The following is a 17561-nucleotide window of genomic DNA, read 5'->3' on the forward strand; positions in this document are numbered from 1 at the left end:
GGATCTTGCTAATTATTTGCGGTGTGCTGTGCAACCGGCACATTTCTGTGGTCTGTATCGGCCGGTGCCATCACTTCGACAGGGGTGAAAGTGCCGACCCGCATATTCAAGGTGTTTGTCATGAAATTACCGCTGCTGTTAACCCTGCTGCTGGCCAGCCTGTCGGTCCAGGCAGAGCTTATCGAAGCCCAGGGCAGTGCCGCCATCCTGGGGGGCGACGAGGTCTATGCCCGTGAACAGGCGACCCGCGACGCCCTGCGCCAGGCCCTGCTGGCGAGCGGCGCCGCCGTCTCCAGCATCCAGCGTCTGGAGAACGGCAGCCTGCGCTCCGAGCAGATCCAGATCCGCTCCGGCGGCGACATCCGCCAGTACCGGCTCAAGCGGGAAGAGGTGCGCAACGGCCGCATGTACATCACGGTACAGGCCGATATCCAGGCCGAACGCCAGATCTGCCAGACCCAGCATTACGCCAAGGATTTGACGCTGGTCAGGCTGCGGCTGCGCTACCCGGATCAGGCGAGCTACGGCGCCCTCGACGACATGCCCGCCAACCTGTCCCGTCGCATGTTCGAGACCCTGGCCAACGCGCCGCAAGGGGTGGCCGTGCGCCAGTGGCTGGACGAAAACCTGCGCATAGACCCGCTCCACCTGCAACAGGGGGATCGCAGCGCCCTCGAGGAGATCAAGGCCCTCAGCCTGCGCACCGACAGCCAGTATCTGGTGCTCGGCAGCATAGATGACCTCTCCATCGAGCCGCAGGGCAACCAGCTGACCAGCTGGTACGAAGACCCCATCCGCAACTTTCGCATGCAGCTCTACCTGTTCGACGGCATCAACGGCAGCCTGCTCAGCCGCAAGGAGTATCAGGGCCGCGCCAACTGGACCTTCGGCAAGCGGGATCAGATAGGCAGCAGCAGCGGCCAGTTCTGGCAGTCCAGCTATGGCCAGGAGGTGAACTATCAGTTGCAGGAGGCGGTGCAGGATCTGGTGGCCCAGCTCAACTGTGCCCCGGTCACCGCCCGGGTGATAGGCCAGAACGAACGCGGCCCCCACATCAATCTGGGCCGGCGCAACGGCGTCAGGCTGGGGGATCAGTTCCGCATCCAGCACAGCGCCGACTTCATCGACCCCTATGGCAAGTCACGCATGATGCGCAACCCGGCCGACGGCCTGTTCGAAGTGGTACAGGTATTCGAGGACGGCGCCATCATCAGCACTCAGAACAAATATTCGCCGTTTAACATCCAGATCGGGGATTTGGCAGTATTGGAATAAGAATCAAGGGTTTAAAAGGGAGCGGCTTCTTGTATAATGCCCGCCACAAGGCTCCCGTAGCTCAGTAGGATAGAGCGGTCCCCTCCTAAGGGACAGGCCACTGGTTCGACTCCAGTCGGGAGCACCATATAAAACAAGGGGTTGGCATCATAATGGTGCCAGCCCCTTGGTCGTTTTTGGGCCGGATGACACATTCCGCTATCAGGCCAGATGGAAGAGAGAGGAGAGCTCCATGCTGATCGGGCTGTTGTCGGGGTGCGATGGCATTATCTCTTGCATATAAGCCCACCACTGCTGGCAGATGGCCGTGCTGGCCACCTCGCGCCAGCGCCCCTCATCTTCAATCTCGACGTAACCAAACAGCTGACAGCTCTCCGGGTGGAGAAAGATGCTGTAGTTGCTGGCCCCGTGCGCCTTCAGGGTTGCGGCCAGCTCGGGCCAGAGTTCATCGTGACGGCGACGGTATTCCACCTCGCAGCCCGGGTGCACCGACATCAGGAACGCCTTGCGGATCATCTTGTCGCTCCTTATGCCATGCCCATGCCGACCAGATTGGCGGCACCAACTATCACCAGCATGCCGATGCAGAGGATCCGTACCGGACGAGTGCCGACCCCTTTCCATTCCGCCATCAACAGCCCCACGATACCGCCACACAACACATAACCGCTCATGTGCAGCATCCAGTTCACGAAGGAGAGGTGTTCGGGGATGCTGGCTTCGCCCCAGGCATAAAAGAAGAACTGCAGATACCACATGATGCCACCGGCCGCGGCCAGCAAGCCATTGAGCAGCAAACTCCGCGCTGGCTGGGCCAGATCATTGCGCAGTGACAGTTCGGGGCGCGTTGCCAGCCGGATGAAGCAGTAGGCCATGTTGACGATGGCCCCACCGCCCATGATGATGCCGTAGCTCGGCAACACGGCGTAGAGCGGGTTGATGCCAAGCGCCAGCGATGCCTGCCGGATGGGGGCAGCGGCTTCCAGACCGAAGGCAAATCCCGAGGAGAAGATGCCGCACATCACCGCCAGCAGCAGCCCCTTCTTCAGGTTGAACTCCCGGGTAGTCGTGCCCAGAGCAATCTCTTTCTGATGCCCAGCCCAGGTGACTATGCCTATGCCGATCAATGCGACAAAGACACCAAGCAGGGTGATTTGGCCACTGGCCGTGGTGAGCAGCTGACCAAATTCTCCACGCAATATGGGTGGCATCAGGGTGCCCACCACCAGGGTCACGCCGATGGCGATCCCTATGCCCAGAGACATGCCCAGATAGCGCATGGTCAAGCCATAGTTGACATTGCCTATCCCCCACATGGCACCAAACAGAAACATGCCCCAGAATGCCTTGCTGTCCACCACGCTGTAGAAGGCGCCGAAGTCATCGATCAGCGTGGAGGTGACCAGCCAGGGCAACAGGATCCATGAAAACAGGCCGGCGAAGGCCCAGGTGGTTTCCCACGACCAGCGCCGGACCTTGCTGAGGGGCGCATAGAAGGAGGCCGCCGAGGCGGCGCCAACCAGATGCCAACCGATTCCCGATACGATTGCAGACATGAGATGTTCCTTGCTTGAGGTTTGATTGTGTTTTTGCTTCCCGATGGAGGGAAGCGTCCTTGATGACAACCGCGCTGTTTTTGTTGTTTTTCTGACGCCCGCCACACATGGCGGGCGTCAGCAGAGGGTGAACTCAGCGACGAGTGAGCAGCTCCTGCACCTCGTACTCCTTGACGGCATCGAGCCAGTCGACGCCCACCGCTACCCCTTCACGGGCGCAGGCGTAGTCCCAGACGGCTTGCCACGGCAGGCTGCGGGTCTCCTCCATCAGGGCCAGCCGGGTCGAATAATCCCCCTTGCATTCGGCCTGACGCAGCATCTCAATGGGCTCGAGCAGAGCACGCAACAGCGCCTTCTTCATGTTGCGGGTACCGATAACCCAGGCCGCGATGCGGTTGATGGAGGCATCGAAGAAGTCGAGGCCGATATGCACCCGCGCCAGCAACTCATTGCGGATGATTTCATTGGCGATGGCCTGGGTTTCGTCATCCAGCAGCACCACGTGGTCGCTGTCCCAGCGCACCGGGCGGCTGACGTGCAGCAGCAGGTGCCGGACAAACAGGGAGGCCGCGCTGATCTTGTCGCTGATGACCTCGGTGGGGTGAAAATGGCCGGCATCCAGACACAGGGCTATGTCACGGGAGCTGGCATAACCCAGGTAGAACTCGTTCGACCCGACCGTGTAGGACTCGGCGCCTATGCCGAACAACTTGCTCTCCACGGCATCTATGTGGTGCGCCTCGTCGATCCGCTCGGCCAGCACCTCATCCAGTGCCGCCATCAGCCGTTGACGCGGCCCGAGCCGGTCGGCGGGCAGATCCTTCATGCCGTCCGGGATCCAGATATTCATCACGGACGGCGTACCCAGCGCCTGACCAAAGGAGGCCGAGATACGACGGCTCGCCTTGCAGTGATCGATCCAGAAGCGGCGGATTTCGGGATCCGGATGTGACAGCGTCATGCCATCGGCGCTCAGCGGATGGGAGAAACAGCTGGGGTTGAAGTCCAGACCCACGCCTCTCTCCTTGGCCCAGCTCACCCAGTTGGCGAAGTGCTTGGGTTCAATCTTGTCCCGCGCAACCGGGCCCTCCGCCTCCAGATAGATGGCGTGCAGGTTGAGCCGCTTGGCCCCCGGGATCAGTGACATCGCCAGATCCAGGTCGCGACGCAGCTCGATGGCATCGCGCGCCTTGCCCGGATAGTTGCCGGTCGCCTGAATGCCGCCGGTCAGGGCGCCAGCATCCGCTTCGAAGCCACCGACATCGTCCCCTTGCCAGCAGTGCATGGAGACGGGAATGGTGGCCAGGGTAGTCAACGCCTGATCCACATCGACGCCGAGGGCGGCATATTGCTGTTTGGCCAGGGCAAAGGCGGTTTCAATATTCGGGTTCATACAACTTCCTCGATTAACGTGTCTGAATGGGTGTGCGCGCAGAGCGCGGCAAAGCGCGTCCGGTAATGGTCCAGCTGCGGGACCTCATGCGGATGCAGGGTGTCGATGCGGGTGTTGTGGCGGATCAGGCGGCGCACGTCCGCCAGATCCTGTAAAAGGCCCAGCCCCTTGAGCTGCCAGCCGATGTTACCGAGCGCCGAGGCCTCCACAGGCCCGGTGAGCACTGTGCATTGGCAGATGTCGGCGCAAAGCTGGTTGAGCAACCGGTTCTGGGAGCCGCCGCCTACGATATGCAACCTGGTGATGGGCTCGTCGGTGACGCTCTCCAGCTCCCTGAGCACCTGGTCGTAGCACAGCGCCAGGCTGTCCAGCACGCAGCGCACCAGCTCGCCCGAGTTCTGCGGCGTGCCCTGTCCCGTCTCCTGACAGAAATGCTGGATGGCGCTGCGCATGCAGGCGGGATTGAGAAAACGTTCGTCGTTGGGGTGAATGAGGTAAGCAAAGGGCTCGGCCTGTTCCGCCTGCGCCACCAACTCTGCGAAGCCCAGCTGCGGCCACTGCGCCTGCAGCCCCTGCACCAGCCACAACCCCATGACGTTCTTGAGCAGACGCCAGGTTCCCTCCACTCCCCCTTCATTGGTGAGGTTGGCAGCCAGGGCGGCAGCATCGGTCAGCGGAGCCTTGCGCTCGACCCCGACCAGCGACCAGGTGCCCGAGCTGATATAGGCAGCGCCGCGTCCGCTCAACGGGGTGGCGACTATGGCCGAGCCGGTATCGTGGGTGGCAGGCAGGATGACGCTGACCTGACGGCCGGAGGGGCTGATCCAGTGACCCAGCCGGGTGCCGGGGGCGGCGATCGGCTGCAGCCACTTGCCCCCTTCGCCGATCAACCCGACCAGTTCGGGATCCCAATCCCTGCTGCGGGCATTCACCAGCTGACTGGTGGAGGCATTGGTAAATTCACAGCTGAACTGGCCGGTCAGCCGATAGTGCAGGTAATCGGGGATCAGCAGCAGACGGGTGACCTTGTCCAACCAGGCCGGTTTTTCATCGAGCAGGGCCCGGATCTGATAGAGGCTGTTGAACTTGAGGAACTGGATACCGCTGCGACGATAGATCTCATCGCGGGACAACTGCTGCCAGACCCGCTCCGGCACGCCGTCGGTACGGGCATCGCGATAAGCCACAGCGTCACCGAGCATCTGGCCCGCCGCATCCAGCAGTACAAAATCGACCCCCCAGGAGTCGATACCCACCGCATCGAGCGCAATGCCCGCGGCATCAATTTTTTCCAGCCCGAGCAAGATATTGGAAAAGAGCCGTTCCGGTTCCCAGCAATCATGCCCATTGCTATGCACCATGCCATTGGTAAAGCGATGCATCTCCTGCATGGTGATATTGTCATTGACCGGATCATAACTGGCCCATATTACCCGCCCGCTGGAGGCGCCTAAATCCACTGCCGCAATATTGACTGACATCGAACCGACTCCATAAATTTCGATGTCGTCACTCTAGGTTCCCTGATGGTTGGCAACCTTTCTGTTGTGGCCAAATAAATATGCTCAGCTGGCATAAAAATCGAGAAATAGAAACTGAATGACAATTGTGTGAGTGAGGTCAAATAACGCCACCGCGCAAAAGGAAGCAATCGAGACTTGTTGATAAATAAATGCGAGGTAACTGTGAAAACCCTCACGAAACCCGTGCTATTTGATTGACCGGAGCCGGCGCCTGCGCATATTCACTGCTCATCACCTCATGAAGAGATCGACCATGTTTCGCCTGCAGCAGACCGATTTTTTTGACCACAACAAGGTCATCAGCGTATTGCCACGCGCTCCGCAGGAACCCTTTCCGGAGCACTGTCATTCGTTTCATGAACTCGTGCTGATCAAATCTGGCTGTGCCATCCACATCACGGACGGCAGCGCCGTGCATATCCGCCGCGGCAGTGTCTTCTACCTGCGCGAAGACGATGCCCACATGTTCGATCAGATGAAGGATCTCTGCCTGACCAACGTGCTGTTCAGGCCGGAGGGATTCCACTTCGCAGACGAGTTGCAAACCCTGCTGCAAACCAGCTGCCATCCGGCCAGTGGCGGACTGCGACTGCCCCCTTCCCTGCAACCGCAGAGCGAGCTGCTGCTGAACCAGATAGCGGCAGAAAACAGCCGGCGAGATGCCTGTTCTCCGGTGATGATCGAAGCACTGTTTTCCCAGTTGGCCGTGCTGCTCTGGCGTACCCGTCAGCAAGGAGGGGAAGCGGGCGGCAAGGGGGAAGGAGATCAGGAAAGGCTGTTGGCCCTCATTAATTATCTCGATGAAAACTATCAGGAAGAGATCGACTGGAGCGAACTGTCTGAACGTTTTTCCATTCCGCTACGCACCCTGAACCGAAAAATACAGGAACATACTGGCTTGACCCCCAACAATTATCTCGGACGAGTGCGACTTTGCCATGCATCCTGGTTGCTCAGCCATACCAATAAATCGGTTACCGATATTGCCTTTGAGAGTGGATTCAATGATGGCAATTATTTCTCGAGCAAATTTCACCATGCCTTTGAGCTGACGCCACTGCAATACAGAAAACGTTATAAATAAACTTCAATTCTTGGCCACTATATTTCCCTCGCTGGCCAAAGGTTAAAGGCCGTCCGCCACAACAAGCTTAATATCCCCTTAATTTCATCCAACGAAGAGGGATATCTGATGGCCTTTGCATTGTGTCTACCCCAGATCAGCCTGTCCGGCAGTGGAGCCATCCACGATCTGGTGCAATTGATGTGCAACCAGCCCGCCCGTCGTCCGCTGATCGTGACCGAGCGAGCCCTGATTTCGCTTGGTCTGCTGGACGGCCTGCTCGGCGCACTGCGTGATCATGGCTTCACCCCCCAGGTTTATGACGGCGTAGAGCCCAACCCGACCGATCGGGTGGTCAGTGCGGCGCTGGCAAACTGGCAGGCCGGGCAATGCGATGCTCTCATCGGCTTTGGCGGTGGCAGCGCCATGGATACCGCCAAGGCGGTGCGCGCCCTGGTTGCCAACCCGGGCAAACAGATCCATGACTTCGAAGGCATCGGCAAGGTCGTTCACACGGGCCCCTTCATGGCCTGCATCAGCACCACCTCGGGCACGGCCGCCGAAGTGACCAGCAATGCGGTGATCACCGACACCCGGCGCAAGGTCAAAATGGTCATCATAGACCCGGCACTGATACCGACAGTGGCAGTCAACGATCCCACCCTGATGGTGGGACTGCCCCCGGCCGTTACCGCCGCCACCGGCATGGATGCCCTGACCCATGCCATCGAGGCTTATGTCTCCATCGGTGCCCATGTGCTGACCGATCACTCGGCCCTCGCCGCCATCCGGGTAATTGCCGAATATCTGCCGCAAGCGGTGGCGAACGGTCAGGATCTGATCGCTCGCGAGATGATGGCCCACGGCCAGTTCCTGGCCGGCATGGCGTTCAACAGCGCAGGGCTTGGCTATGTGCACTCTCTCGCTCATCAGCCCGGCGCCACCCACAACCTGCCGCACGGCGTGTGCAACGCCATCCTGCTGCCGGTGGTCTGCGAGTTCAATCTGGCCGTCAGGGAGGATCGCTTCGCCGACATAGCCGCCGCCATGGGGGTGGATACCAGTGCCATGAGCAAGGCTGGTGCCGCCGCTGCCGCCATCCAGGCCATTCGCGCACTCTCCGCCCGGGTGGGTATTCCCGGGGGCCTGCATGAACTCGGTATACAGCCTGGGGATCTCGCCGGCTGGGTCGATGCCGCCGCCGCCGATCCCTGTTCCGGCTGTGCCCCCCGGGTGGCCAGCAAGGCAGAGCTGCTGGCCCTCTATCAAGCCGCGTTCTGACCCCGAACCCAGCACGACAAGCGGCCGCCCCCGGGCGGCCTCTCTGTTTTCAACAGCCTGCATACACCCATTGGCATCCAGCCCTCCGCCCCTTTGTGCACTTCTTGAAAATCCGGCCAACTCCACTCCTGGCTTGGCGCCCCCGTTGAGGCTCAACGCCGCGCCACTGGTTACAGTGGCCCCACTCACAATGGCTCTTCAACGCAAGGTAGAGGGAATGATGCAGCAGATTGAATTCAACGCAGCCGTGCGGGCTGAAATCGAGAAGGTCGTCGAGGTATCCGCCTATTTGTGGCAACGAGAGTGGGCCGAGCGCAACGGCGGCAACATTTCCGTCGATCTCACCGACATCTTTGGGCAGGCACCCGCCGACCTGAGCCAATATCCCCACTGCCCCCTGTCCATGGTAGGGGGGGAAGGCGCCTTCCCGGCCGACAGCGCCGGTCATGTCTTCTTCGTCAAGGGCACGGGGGAACGCATACGCGAGCTGCGCAGCCCGGAGCTCGCGGGCTGCGTCCTGCGGATCGATGACGAGGCCCGGGGTTACCATATCCTGTGGGGAGGCCGTGGCTTGCACGACTACCAGCCCACCAGCGAATTCATCTCCCACGTAGAAATCGTCATGGACAAGCAGCGCCGGGGCGCAGCCGATCGCTGCGTGGTACACACACATCCGCTCGAGCTGATTGCGCTCTCTCACCATCCCCGTTATGCCCGCGACAGCGCCGCTTACACCCACGCCTGCTGGAAGATGTTGCCCGAGGTGCGGGCCTTCGTGCCACGCGGCATAGGTGTGGTGCCCTACTGCATGCCCGGCAGCCAGACCATGGCGGATGGCACCACGGCAGCCCTGCGCCAGCACGATGTGGCCATCTGGGAAAAACATGGTGCCGTGGCCACAGGGACGGATGCACTGATGGCCTTTGACTTCGTCGATGTGGCGAACAAGGGGGCCAAGCTGCACCTGATGTGTCTCGCCAGCGGTTTCGAGCCGGAAGGGGTCAGCCCACAGGACATGCAGGCGCTGCAGGAAACCTTCGGTCTGTAGCAAGCGGCCGGTATAGGCCCTGCCAGCGGGGCTTATGGCGATGCCGCGCTAAAAACCACTGCACCTCAGGGAGGGCCGGTCTGCTAGACTGGCCCTCTTTTTATTCATCTTACAAAGGAGTGTTGGATGTCTGCTTCTTCCTGGTGGGACAGGTCCACCGGTTTTGCGCTGCTGACCATCTTGCTGTGGGCCTCGCTGGCGGCGCTCACCTCCCGGATCACCAGCGTGTCACCTCTGGTGCTGGTAGGGCTGGTGCTCTTCTTCTGCGGCGCCGGTGCCCTGCCGTTCTGGCGCCAGTGGCGGGCTCGCCCCATCACCTGGCTGGTCACTGTGGCGGCGCTGCTGTTCTACCATCTGCTGCTGTTCATGAGCTTTCGCCACGCCCCCGTGCTGGAGGCGAACCTCATCAATTACCTCTGGCCCCTGTGCATCATACTGTTCACCCCCCTGCTGCTGCCGGGTCATCCGCTCCATGCCCGCCACCTGCTGGCCGGCGCGCTCGGGCTGGCGGGTTCCGTGCTGGTGATGGTCAACGGCGAGTTGCAGTTGCAACAGGCCTATCTGCCCGGCTACCTGCTGGCGCTCGGCGCCGCCATCATCTGGGGCGCCTACTCTGTGCTCTCCCGCCGGCTTCCCCCCGCCCCGGCAGTGGTGACGGCGGCGGCCTGCCTGCCCGCCGGATTGCTGGCACTGCTGCTGGCACTCTGGCTGGAAGGGCCGCGGCCCCTCGAACAGATCCCCGCCGGCGACTGGTGGCTGATCCTGGGGCTGGCGCTCGGGCCCATGGGGGCGGCCTTCGTCACCTGGTATCTGGCGCTGCGAGACGGAGATCCCCGTCGCATCGGGGCGCTGGCCTACCTGACCCCGCTGCTGAGCACCCTGTTGCTGGTGCTGCTCAATGGCGAACAGCTGACGCCCCGTCACCTGCTGGCCGGGGCCTTCATCATGGGAGGCGCTCTGCTCGGCATGCTGGGCAAGTCGCCTGCCGCCGGCAAGCAGAAGGAGCCCGCCGCGCCTTCGTTGTCATGACCTCACCGTCATGCAGCGGCTGTCATAAAAACGCCATCTCTCCTGCTTAAGCTCACGCCGACTTCCATTCCCGTGGCTCAAGCAGGAATCCTGACGTGAAAATAGCCCATTACGCCTCCCTCTCCTCCCTGGTACTGCTGCTGGTCGCCGCCGTGCAAGCCGGCGCCCTGTTTCATGGCTGGCAGCAGTTGAACCGGGCCGAACAGGCCCAGCATCAACATGAACGGCTGCAGCAGCGGCTGACCGGCACACTGCAGGGCACCCTGCGCGACTACCTCGCCAGCGGCGATCCCCTGCGCCTGACTGAGGCCCAGGCGCTACGCAAGCAGGCGCTCGCCCAGCTGGCGCAGCAGGATGCTGCGCTGACCGCCCCGCTGCGCGCCCTGCTCGAACGGATGGGTACTCGCATCGACGGCGACTATCTGGCGGCGGGCAAGCTCTCCGGCAACAGCCAGTGGCTGCTGCAAAACGCCGAAAACGAGCTGACCGCCCAGGCCAGGGCGCTGCTGCGTTATGGCCAGCAGGGGGCGACGGGCGCAGATCCGGCCAGCGCGGATCGATACCGCCAGGGCGCCGCCGACATACTGGCGGCCCTGCCCGGACTCGGCCACCTGCGCCAGAACTACATGGAACAGGCCAGCCCCAAGCTGCTGGAGGGACTGACGTTCGAGCTGGCTGCCATGCAAAAGCAGGCGCAGCAACTGGCCGCCCTGCCGCTGCTCGGCCTGTTTGCTGCGCCGCCTGCCGACGAGTTCACCCTGGGTGAGCCAGAGCGCAAGGAGCTGGGCGATCTGCCCAAAGCCGAACTGCTCTCCCTGCTCACGCGCTACCCGCAAGAGCTGGAAAACAGCCGCAAGGCGCTGCAACAGCAGCAGACTGCCCGCCAGGCGGTGCAGCAGGACATCAGCCAGATGCTGCAGGCCACCGGCCAGATGGGGGCCGAGCTTGCCGCCGGGCGGCAGGCGGTCAACCAGCGGCTGGCTGCCATACTCGGCAGCCTGGCGCTCTGTCTGGTGCTGGTCGCGCTGCTGTTTGCCCTGGTGCAGCGCCGCTGGCTGGTCACGCCGCTGCTGCGCCTGCGCGCCGCCTTCCTGCAACTCGACGAAACGGGTCAGGCCGAGACCCTGCCCCAGGGGCGCGAGCGCAACGAGCTCGGCGACATAGTCGCCAGTTACAACCGCCTCATCATGCGCCTGCAACAGGATCAACAGCAGAAGGAGGGGCAGCTGTCGGCGGTCTCACTGAGCCTGCAGGGCATGGTCAATCAGGTCGAAGAGATCCACCACAGCACGCGCACCACGGAACAGGCGGTGGACGAGGGGGATCTGATGATGAACGAGCTGAACCAGCTGGCCGGCGAGGTGCATCAGGTGGCCGCCGAGATAGCACAGCACGCCCAGCACAACGAGCACTCCATGAGCCAGAGCGAGCAGCTGGTGGGGGGCATGTTGCAGGCCACGGCCCAGACCGGGCTTGCCATCGACGAGAGCAGTGGCGCCCTGACCCAGCTCAAGCGTTCGGTGGACGATGTCACCGCCATCGTCGACGTGATAGGTCACATAGCCCAACAGACCAACCTGCTGGCGCTCAATGCGGCCATAGAAGCGGCCCGGGCGGGGGAGCAGGGGCGCGGGTTTGCGGTGGTGGCCGACGAGGTGCGCCACCTCTCCGCCGACACCCAGCGATCCCTTGGCCAGATCACCGAGATCCTGATGCGGCTCACCCAGGCAGGAGATCTGCTCGGCACCGTGCTGGCGCGGATCACCTCGGAGGCTGCCGCCCAGCGCCAGCAGGCGGAGCAGTTGCGCCAGACCACCCAGGCGGTGCGGGAGATGGCGCGCAGCACAGCCGTCATAGCGCTGCAGGGGGCCGACAACGCCAAGAGCCAGGAACACAAGCTGGCCAGCTTCGCCGATCTCATCGCGCGCATCAGCCAGCACGCCCACCAGGGCAGCCGCCTCTCGGTGCAGGTGTCGGAGCACATCCATCACCAGGCCAGCCAGATCCCGCGCATCCTCGGCCATCAGGCCTGAATCTCCCGTCCAGCTCCCCTTCCGAGTCCCCTGCCCCCGCCCCCAACGCGGGGGCATATCTTTTTTTGTGCCACAAAATTATCTGTTGCATACAGGTTAACGAAAAAAGTTATGCCCCTTGTGAGAGATCCGCCCGCGTCGCTGGTCAATTTCACCTGAAAACGCTATCAGCGCCGATATGAGCGGGCTGGGAGTGTCCACAACAAGATCCATGATTATTTGCACTCGGTCATATTTTTGAAACTTGGTGGGAACTTTTCATTGATATTTCGCACCGCGAACGTACTCTTGGAATTGTCCGATAGCCAAGAATCGGAACACAAAAAATAAAATGATGTGATGAACAGAACTGCCCACCGCAGATGTGCCAAGACGTCGCGGCCGCAGACGAGCTACCAGAAATTTTTTGCCCTACGGGGTTTTGATTGCAATGCCAATACCGAGCGGCGGGCCATCGCCTGACTGCCGGACAAAAAAGCTAAGTCCATAAAATCAGGAGCAATACAAAATGGAAAAAGTGATCTTCAAGCGTGCCGCATTGAGCGCAGCCGTTGTTGCCGCCTTGGTCGCCCCCGGTATGGCATTCGCTGCCGACGAAGCCGGTCCTGCCTATGCTGCCGCCGCCAGCAAATTCTATGAAGAAGGCAAACTCAACGGTGGCCTCTTCTACTTCCAGCGTGATCGTCAGCGTATCGATGGCGACCCGACTGCCGCCAAGAAAGAAGGCAAATACCAGTCCAACCTGAGCCATGCCACTACCCAGGCCTCCCTTAACTTCAACTCGGGTTATGCCTGGGACATCGTCGGTATCGACGTGGGTGGCTTCGGTGCCTATGACCTGGCCGTGACCGAGAACCATGCGGTCAACCAGGAGAACGAATTCTCCTTCGCCGGCAACAAGTGGGGCGAAAACTACAAGGATGGCTCCCCCGAAGGTGGCTTCAGCCTGGCCAACGCCTCACTGAAACTGAAAGCACTGGACGGTGCCATCACCGCCAAGGGCGGTCTGACCCAGCTTTACGTACCGGGCGTGATCGGTGTGAACTGGTCCTATCAGCCGGGTACCTACCGTGGTGGCCAGATCGAGGGTAACTTCGGTGGCCTCTACCTGACCTACGCCATCGCCGACGAGTACAAGTCCCCCTGGTACAAGGAAACCCAGAAGTTCTCCCGCGCCAAGGCATGGATGGATCCGTTCGCCGATGAAAACGTCATCGACTACATCCAGGGTGTAGCCGCACGTTATACCTTCGAAAATGGCACCGCCATCACCGGCTCCTACGGTAACTCCGAAAAATACATGGACAGCTACCACTTCAAGCTGGCCCATAAATTCGACGTGCTGAACGGCCTCTCCACCAGCTATCAGTTCTACGGTTCCGAAACCGACACCTATCAGAAGGGTGGTGCCGACATCGAGACTTATGACGGCATGGCATGGCAACAAGCGCTGACCGCCGCCTGGGGCACAGGCCCGTACGGCTTCCGTCTGGAAGGTCTGTGGACCAAGGCCGAGGGTAATGAAGGCAACTACCTGCCCCGTCTGACCCGTGGCTACGGCAACTCTCAGGGCGCGAACGAAATCTGGTGGGATTCCCGCTCCGACTGGAACGCGAACAACGAGAAAGCGCTGTTCTTCGGCGTGACCCGTTCCCTGGATGATCTGGTGGGTGCACCAGGCTGGTCCGTCGGTGTCTCCGGCGCCTACGGCTGGGATATCCAGAAAGGCGACGGCACCAAGGCCACCAACGGTGAAGATACCGAATGGGCAGCCAACTTCGACGTCATGTACACGGTGCAGGATGGCAAGCTGAAAGGCACCCTGTTCAAACTGCACTACACGGATTACAACAACGACATCAGCCAGGGCGGCGGTTGGACCGAATACCCGAACATCTTCGCCTCCGAGCATGACGTCAAGTTCCACATCATAATGCCGTTCACCATACTGTAAGCAGGTGGTAGAACCTCAGCAAACCGGGCCACATGGCCCGGTTTTCTTTTTTGTCGCGCTCGGGCTACCATGCCCGCTTCGGCCAGGCTCTGGTCGCCAACAAGGATGACCTTTATGCCCTACCCCTTCGTGCTCATCACCGGCTGCTCCAGCGGCATCGGCCTCGCCGCCGCCAAGGCGCTCGGGGTTCACGGCTTCAGCGTGATCGCCTCCGCCCGCAAGGCCGACGATGTGGCACAGTTGCAACAGCAGGGTCTGCTGGCGGTTCAACTGGATCTCGCTGACACCGCCAGCATAGAGCGGGGGGCGGCAGAGGCGCTGGCCCTGGCGGGGGGCCGTCTCTATGGCCTGTTCAACAACGGTGCCTATGGCCAGCCCGGCGCGCTGGAGGACTTGCCCACGGAGGCACTGCGTGCCCAGTTCGACACCAACCTGTTTGGCTGGCACCACCTGATCCGCCAGATACTGCCGGCCATGCTGGCGGCTGGAGAGGGACGGATAGTGCAGAACAGCTCTGTGCTGGGGCTGGTGGCCATGAAGTATCGCGGCGCCTACAACGCCAGCAAGTTTGCGCTGGAAGGCTATACAGACACACTGCGCCTGGAACTCGACGGCAGCGGCGTGCACATCAGCCTGATCGAGCCGGGCCCCATCGATACCCGCTTTCGCGCCAATGCCCGCGCCGCCTTCGTGCGCCATATAGATCCGGCCCAGAGCCGCCATCAGGGCGCCTATCGCCAGACCCTGACCCGGCTGGAAAAAGAGGGGGCCACCAGCGGTTTCACGCTGCCAAGCGAAGCCTGCATACCGCCGCTGCTGCATGCGCTGCAGAGCAAGCGGCCAAAGCATCGCTACCCTGTCACCTTTCCGACCCGGCTGTTTGCGGTATTGCGCCGCCTGCTGCCAAGCCGCTGGCTCGACAGGATCCTGGCCAAGTCGGCCTGATCCCGTTGGAGGCTATGGGCATCCAGCAACCCGGGTCGGGTTGGCCGCGTAACGGCGTAACCCGACGCATCAACCCTGTGTACCCTCGCCTCAATAGTGCTGACCGTCGCTGTAGTAGTGGCTTTTGACGATGGGCAGCACTTGCACCACCACATAGGTCTGCTCCCCCAGCGCCGCCTTCAGATGGCGGGTAATGAGCGCCGCGGCGGCGTCTTGCAGCTCCTGCGGTCGTTCGAACCAGACCAGCTCCACGAACGGAAAACCGGCTTCGATCACCCCGCCGCGTACCCAGTGGCTGTCTATGCACTCCATGGTGACGAACTCCGGTTTGCCGCCGGTCAGGGCGCACAGATCCGCCAGCAGGGGCGTACTTATCTGCTGCAGGGTATCGACGGAGACGGCCCGAAAACGAAGATGGGGCATGGGAAACCTCTTGGCTGTGACGAATGAGGACTTATCATAGGGCTTATTGTTATGAAGAGAAGCCATCCCGCCAACATAAGGTGCCTCATGAGATTTCATCGCACGCTGATTTCCTTCCTGCTCTGCCTGCTGCTGCCGCTGACCGCCTTTGCCGACCCCGCCTTCTATCGGGTGAGCAAGGGTGACCAGCAGCACTGGCTGCTGGGCTCCATTCATGCGGGCAAACCCTCGCTCTATCCGCTGCCCGATCCCGTCGAGCGCGCCTGGCAACAGAGCCGCGCCCTGGTGATGGAGGCCGACCTGACCCACATCAGCCAGACGCAGTGGCAGGAGATGGGCGCCATCACCCGGCTGGTGGATGGCAAGACCCTCAAGGATCACGTGCCGCTCGATCTGTATCGGCGCACTATCATAGCCGCCGGCCAGAATGGCCTGACCGAAAACATGCTCTCCCCGCTGCGCCCCTGGTTTGCGGCCATCACCCTGACCCAGGCGGCGCTGGAACGTACCGGTTTCAGCAGCGCGCTCGGGGTGGATCAACACTTCGCCAAGCGCGCCACCGAGAGCGGCAAGCCCATCATCGGCTTCGAGACCCTGCTCGAACAGCTCGGCTACCTCGCCAGCGTCGGTGACAACCAGACCCTGATGATGGAGAGCACCCTGGATGAGCTGCCCCAGCTTGAAACCGGCTTTCGCGACGTGATGAAGGCGTGGCAGGAGGGGGATCAGGCCGCCCTGGTCAACCTGCTCAAAGCCGAGATGGCGCCGCCCAAGCTGCAAGCCTGGCTGGAGCAGACCCTGCTGGCGGAGCGCAACCGCAACTGGCTGAAGAAGTGGCCGACCCTGCCGAACGAGAGCTTTATCGTGGTAGGCGCTCTGCACCTTTATGGCGACCAGGGGTTGATCGCCCTGCTGGAGCAGCAGGGGTGGCGCATCACACCGCTCACAACGCCTGGCCCAGGCACGGCCGCCAAGTGATGCCCCATCCGTGCGCCTGATCTGCCCAGCGGCTTGGCCGAGTGCGAGGCCGCTCACAGATCCGGCTGCCGGTTAAATAACCACCGCGGGACTTGATCGAGATCATCTCGTCACTCCCAAAGAGGTATCTATCATGCCTGTCATCAATGGGATGACAGGAGTGCATGAGATGGAATTTTGGATGAACCTGATGTTCGGCAACAGCGTGGGGCTCATGTCCATGTTGGTGATTATCGGTACCTTCCTGCTGATCAGTTCCTACGCGGCCTATTTCATCTACAAGGTGATGAACGCCAAGCCGCCGAAAGAGGAGCAGTAACACATCTCGTCAGGCGATCCCCCGATCGCCTGTTGTCGCCTGCCCGGCCCGACTGACAGGGCCGTCTGACTGGCTACCCCCATTTTCTGACCCCGACTCCCCCGCTATAATGCCCGCTCATTCCAATGCGGGGAGCCTGCCGTGTCTCATGACGACGAACTCTCACTGTTTCTGCAGGAAGTGGCCGACGTGCGGCCCATTCGCAGCGACAACACCCTCTCCCTCACGGGCACATCCGCCCCGACCGAGGCGCAACTGGCCCGTCGCCAGGCCGCGACCGCCGAGCAACTGACCCTGGATCACCTCAGCATGGAGGCGGTCGAGCTGCTCGATCCCCACGCCATCGTCGGCTTCAAGCGCGACGGTGTGCAGGAGGGGGTCTACAAGAAGCTGCGGCTCGGCAAATACGAGCTGCAGGCGAGCCTGGACTTGCACCAGAAGACGCTCAACGAGGCGCGCCAGAGCCTGGTGCAGTTCATTGCAGATTGCGAGGTGCGGGACATCCGCTGCCTGCTGATCCTGCACGGCAAGGGGGAGCGCAGCACACCGCGCGCCCAGCTGAAAAGCCATGTCAGCACCTGGTTGCCGCAACTGCCGGCCGTGATGGCCATGCACAGCGCCGAGCGCCGCCACGGCGGCAGTGGCGCCCTCTATGTGTTGCTGCGAAAAAGCGAACGCAAGAAGGCGGAGAACCGCGAGCGACACCAGAAGCGGCTCGGCTAGCCAGCGCCTGTCATCTGG

The 17561-nt window shown here is 61.7% G+C and carries 16 protein-coding genes and 1 tRNA gene; 12 read left to right on the forward strand and 5 right to left on the reverse strand.

The annotated features are described in order from the left end of the window. Positions 1-120: 120 nt before the first annotated feature. Both IU367_RS16465 and IU367_RS16470 read left to right on the forward strand, forming a co-directional pair. On the forward strand, positions 121-1275 hold the full coding sequence (locus IU367_RS16465; RefSeq protein WP_274452470.1) for a flagellar assembly protein FlgT: 1155 nt from the start codon (positions 121-123) through the stop codon (positions 1273-1275). A gap of 50 nt (positions 1276-1325) precedes the next feature. Continuing rightward, a tRNA-Arg gene (locus tag IU367_RS16470) sits at positions 1326-1402 on the forward strand. 74 nt (positions 1403-1476) lie between these two features. On the opposite strand, the gene rhaM is transcribed toward IU367_RS16470, so the two are convergent. The 4 genes from rhaM to rhaB all read right to left on the reverse strand — a co-directional run bounded on the left by rhaM (position 1477) and on the right by rhaB (position 5705). Then, positions 1477-1791 (reverse strand): L-rhamnose mutarotase, encoded by a 315-nt coding sequence (gene rhaM / locus IU367_RS16475; RefSeq protein WP_098984891.1) that lies wholly within the window; start codon positions 1789-1791, stop codon positions 1477-1479. A gap of 11 nt (positions 1792-1802) precedes the next feature. After that, positions 1803-2831: an L-rhamnose/proton symporter RhaT gene (gene rhaT / locus IU367_RS16480; protein WP_043135025.1), complete on the reverse strand. Its 1029-nt coding sequence runs from the start codon at positions 2829-2831 to the stop codon at positions 1803-1805. Positions 2832-2964: 133 nt separating this feature from the next. Beyond that, positions 2965-4224, reverse strand: coding sequence for an L-rhamnose isomerase (locus tag IU367_RS16485; RefSeq protein WP_274452472.1), 1260 nt, complete (start codon positions 4222-4224; stop codon positions 2965-2967). Next, a complete protein-coding gene (gene rhaB, locus IU367_RS16490; RefSeq protein WP_274452473.1) occupies positions 4221-5705 on the reverse strand; it encodes a rhamnulokinase in 1485 nt (494 codons plus the stop codon). The genes IU367_RS16485 and rhaB overlap by 4 nt, the downstream gene beginning before the upstream one ends. 295 nt (positions 5706-6000) lie before the next feature. Between rhaB and IU367_RS16495 the strand changes: the two genes are divergently transcribed. The 7 genes from IU367_RS16495 to IU367_RS16525 all read left to right on the forward strand — a co-directional run bounded on the left by IU367_RS16495 (position 6001) and on the right by IU367_RS16525 (position 15100). Then, positions 6001-6831, forward strand: coding sequence for a helix-turn-helix domain-containing protein (locus tag IU367_RS16495; protein ID WP_274452474.1), 831 nt, complete (start codon positions 6001-6003; stop codon positions 6829-6831). 108 nt (positions 6832-6939) lie between these two features. Further along, on the forward strand, positions 6940-8091 hold the full coding sequence (locus IU367_RS16500; protein WP_274452475.1) for an iron-containing alcohol dehydrogenase: 1152 nt from the start codon (positions 6940-6942) through the stop codon (positions 8089-8091). 217 nt (positions 8092-8308) lie between these two features. After that, positions 8309-9139 carry a rhamnulose-1-phosphate aldolase gene (gene rhaD, locus IU367_RS16505; protein WP_205619597.1) on the forward strand — a complete coding sequence of 277 codons (831 nt, stop codon included), beginning with the start codon at positions 8309-8311 and terminating at the stop codon, positions 9137-9139. A 126-nt stretch (positions 9140-9265) separates the two neighbouring features. Then, positions 9266-10168 (forward strand): DMT family transporter, encoded by a 903-nt coding sequence (locus IU367_RS16510; protein ID WP_274452476.1) that lies wholly within the window; start codon positions 9266-9268, stop codon positions 10166-10168. 95 nt (positions 10169-10263) lie between these two features. Then, complete coding sequence (locus tag IU367_RS16515; RefSeq protein ID WP_274452477.1) at positions 10264-12201, forward strand: methyl-accepting chemotaxis protein; 1938 nt, start codon at positions 10264-10266, stop codon at positions 12199-12201. A 508-nt stretch (positions 12202-12709) separates the two neighbouring features. Continuing rightward, entirely contained in the window at positions 12710-14155 is a 1446-nt protein-coding gene (locus IU367_RS16520) for an OprD family outer membrane porin (RefSeq protein ID WP_043554719.1), read from the forward strand. Between the two features lie 114 nt (positions 14156-14269). Then, complete coding sequence (locus IU367_RS16525; RefSeq protein WP_274452478.1) at positions 14270-15100, forward strand: SDR family oxidoreductase; 831 nt, start codon at positions 14270-14272, stop codon at positions 15098-15100. A gap of 90 nt (positions 15101-15190) precedes the next feature. Here the strand turns inward: IU367_RS16525 and IU367_RS16530 are convergent, their stop codons facing one another. Next, a complete protein-coding gene (locus IU367_RS16530; protein WP_043135038.1) occupies positions 15191-15523 on the reverse strand; it encodes a DUF1904 family protein in 333 nt (110 codons plus the stop codon). Positions 15524-15610: 87 nt separating this feature from the next. Here IU367_RS16530 and IU367_RS16535 point away from each other — a divergent pair, with 87 nt between their 5' ends. The 3 genes from IU367_RS16535 (at position 15611) to smrA (ending at position 17543) form a co-directional block, all read left to right on the forward strand. After that, positions 15611-16501, forward strand: a complete 891-nt coding sequence (locus tag IU367_RS16535) for a TraB/GumN family protein (protein ID WP_274452479.1) — start codon at positions 15611-15613, stop codon at positions 16499-16501. 133 nt (positions 16502-16634) lie between these two features. Next, complete coding sequence (locus IU367_RS16540) at positions 16635-16820, forward strand: DUF3149 domain-containing protein (RefSeq protein WP_098984905.1); 186 nt, start codon at positions 16635-16637, stop codon at positions 16818-16820. Positions 16821-16961: 141 nt separating this feature from the next. After that, entirely contained in the window at positions 16962-17543 is a 582-nt protein-coding gene (gene smrA, locus IU367_RS16545) for a DNA endonuclease SmrA (RefSeq protein WP_043554716.1), read from the forward strand. The last annotated feature ends 18 nt before the right edge of the window (positions 17544-17561 follow it).

Origin of the sequence: Aeromonas bestiarum, from assembly GCF_028751155.1 — a bacterium.
Classification (GTDB): Bacteria; Pseudomonadota; Gammaproteobacteria; order Enterobacterales; family Aeromonadaceae; genus Aeromonas; species Aeromonas bestiarum.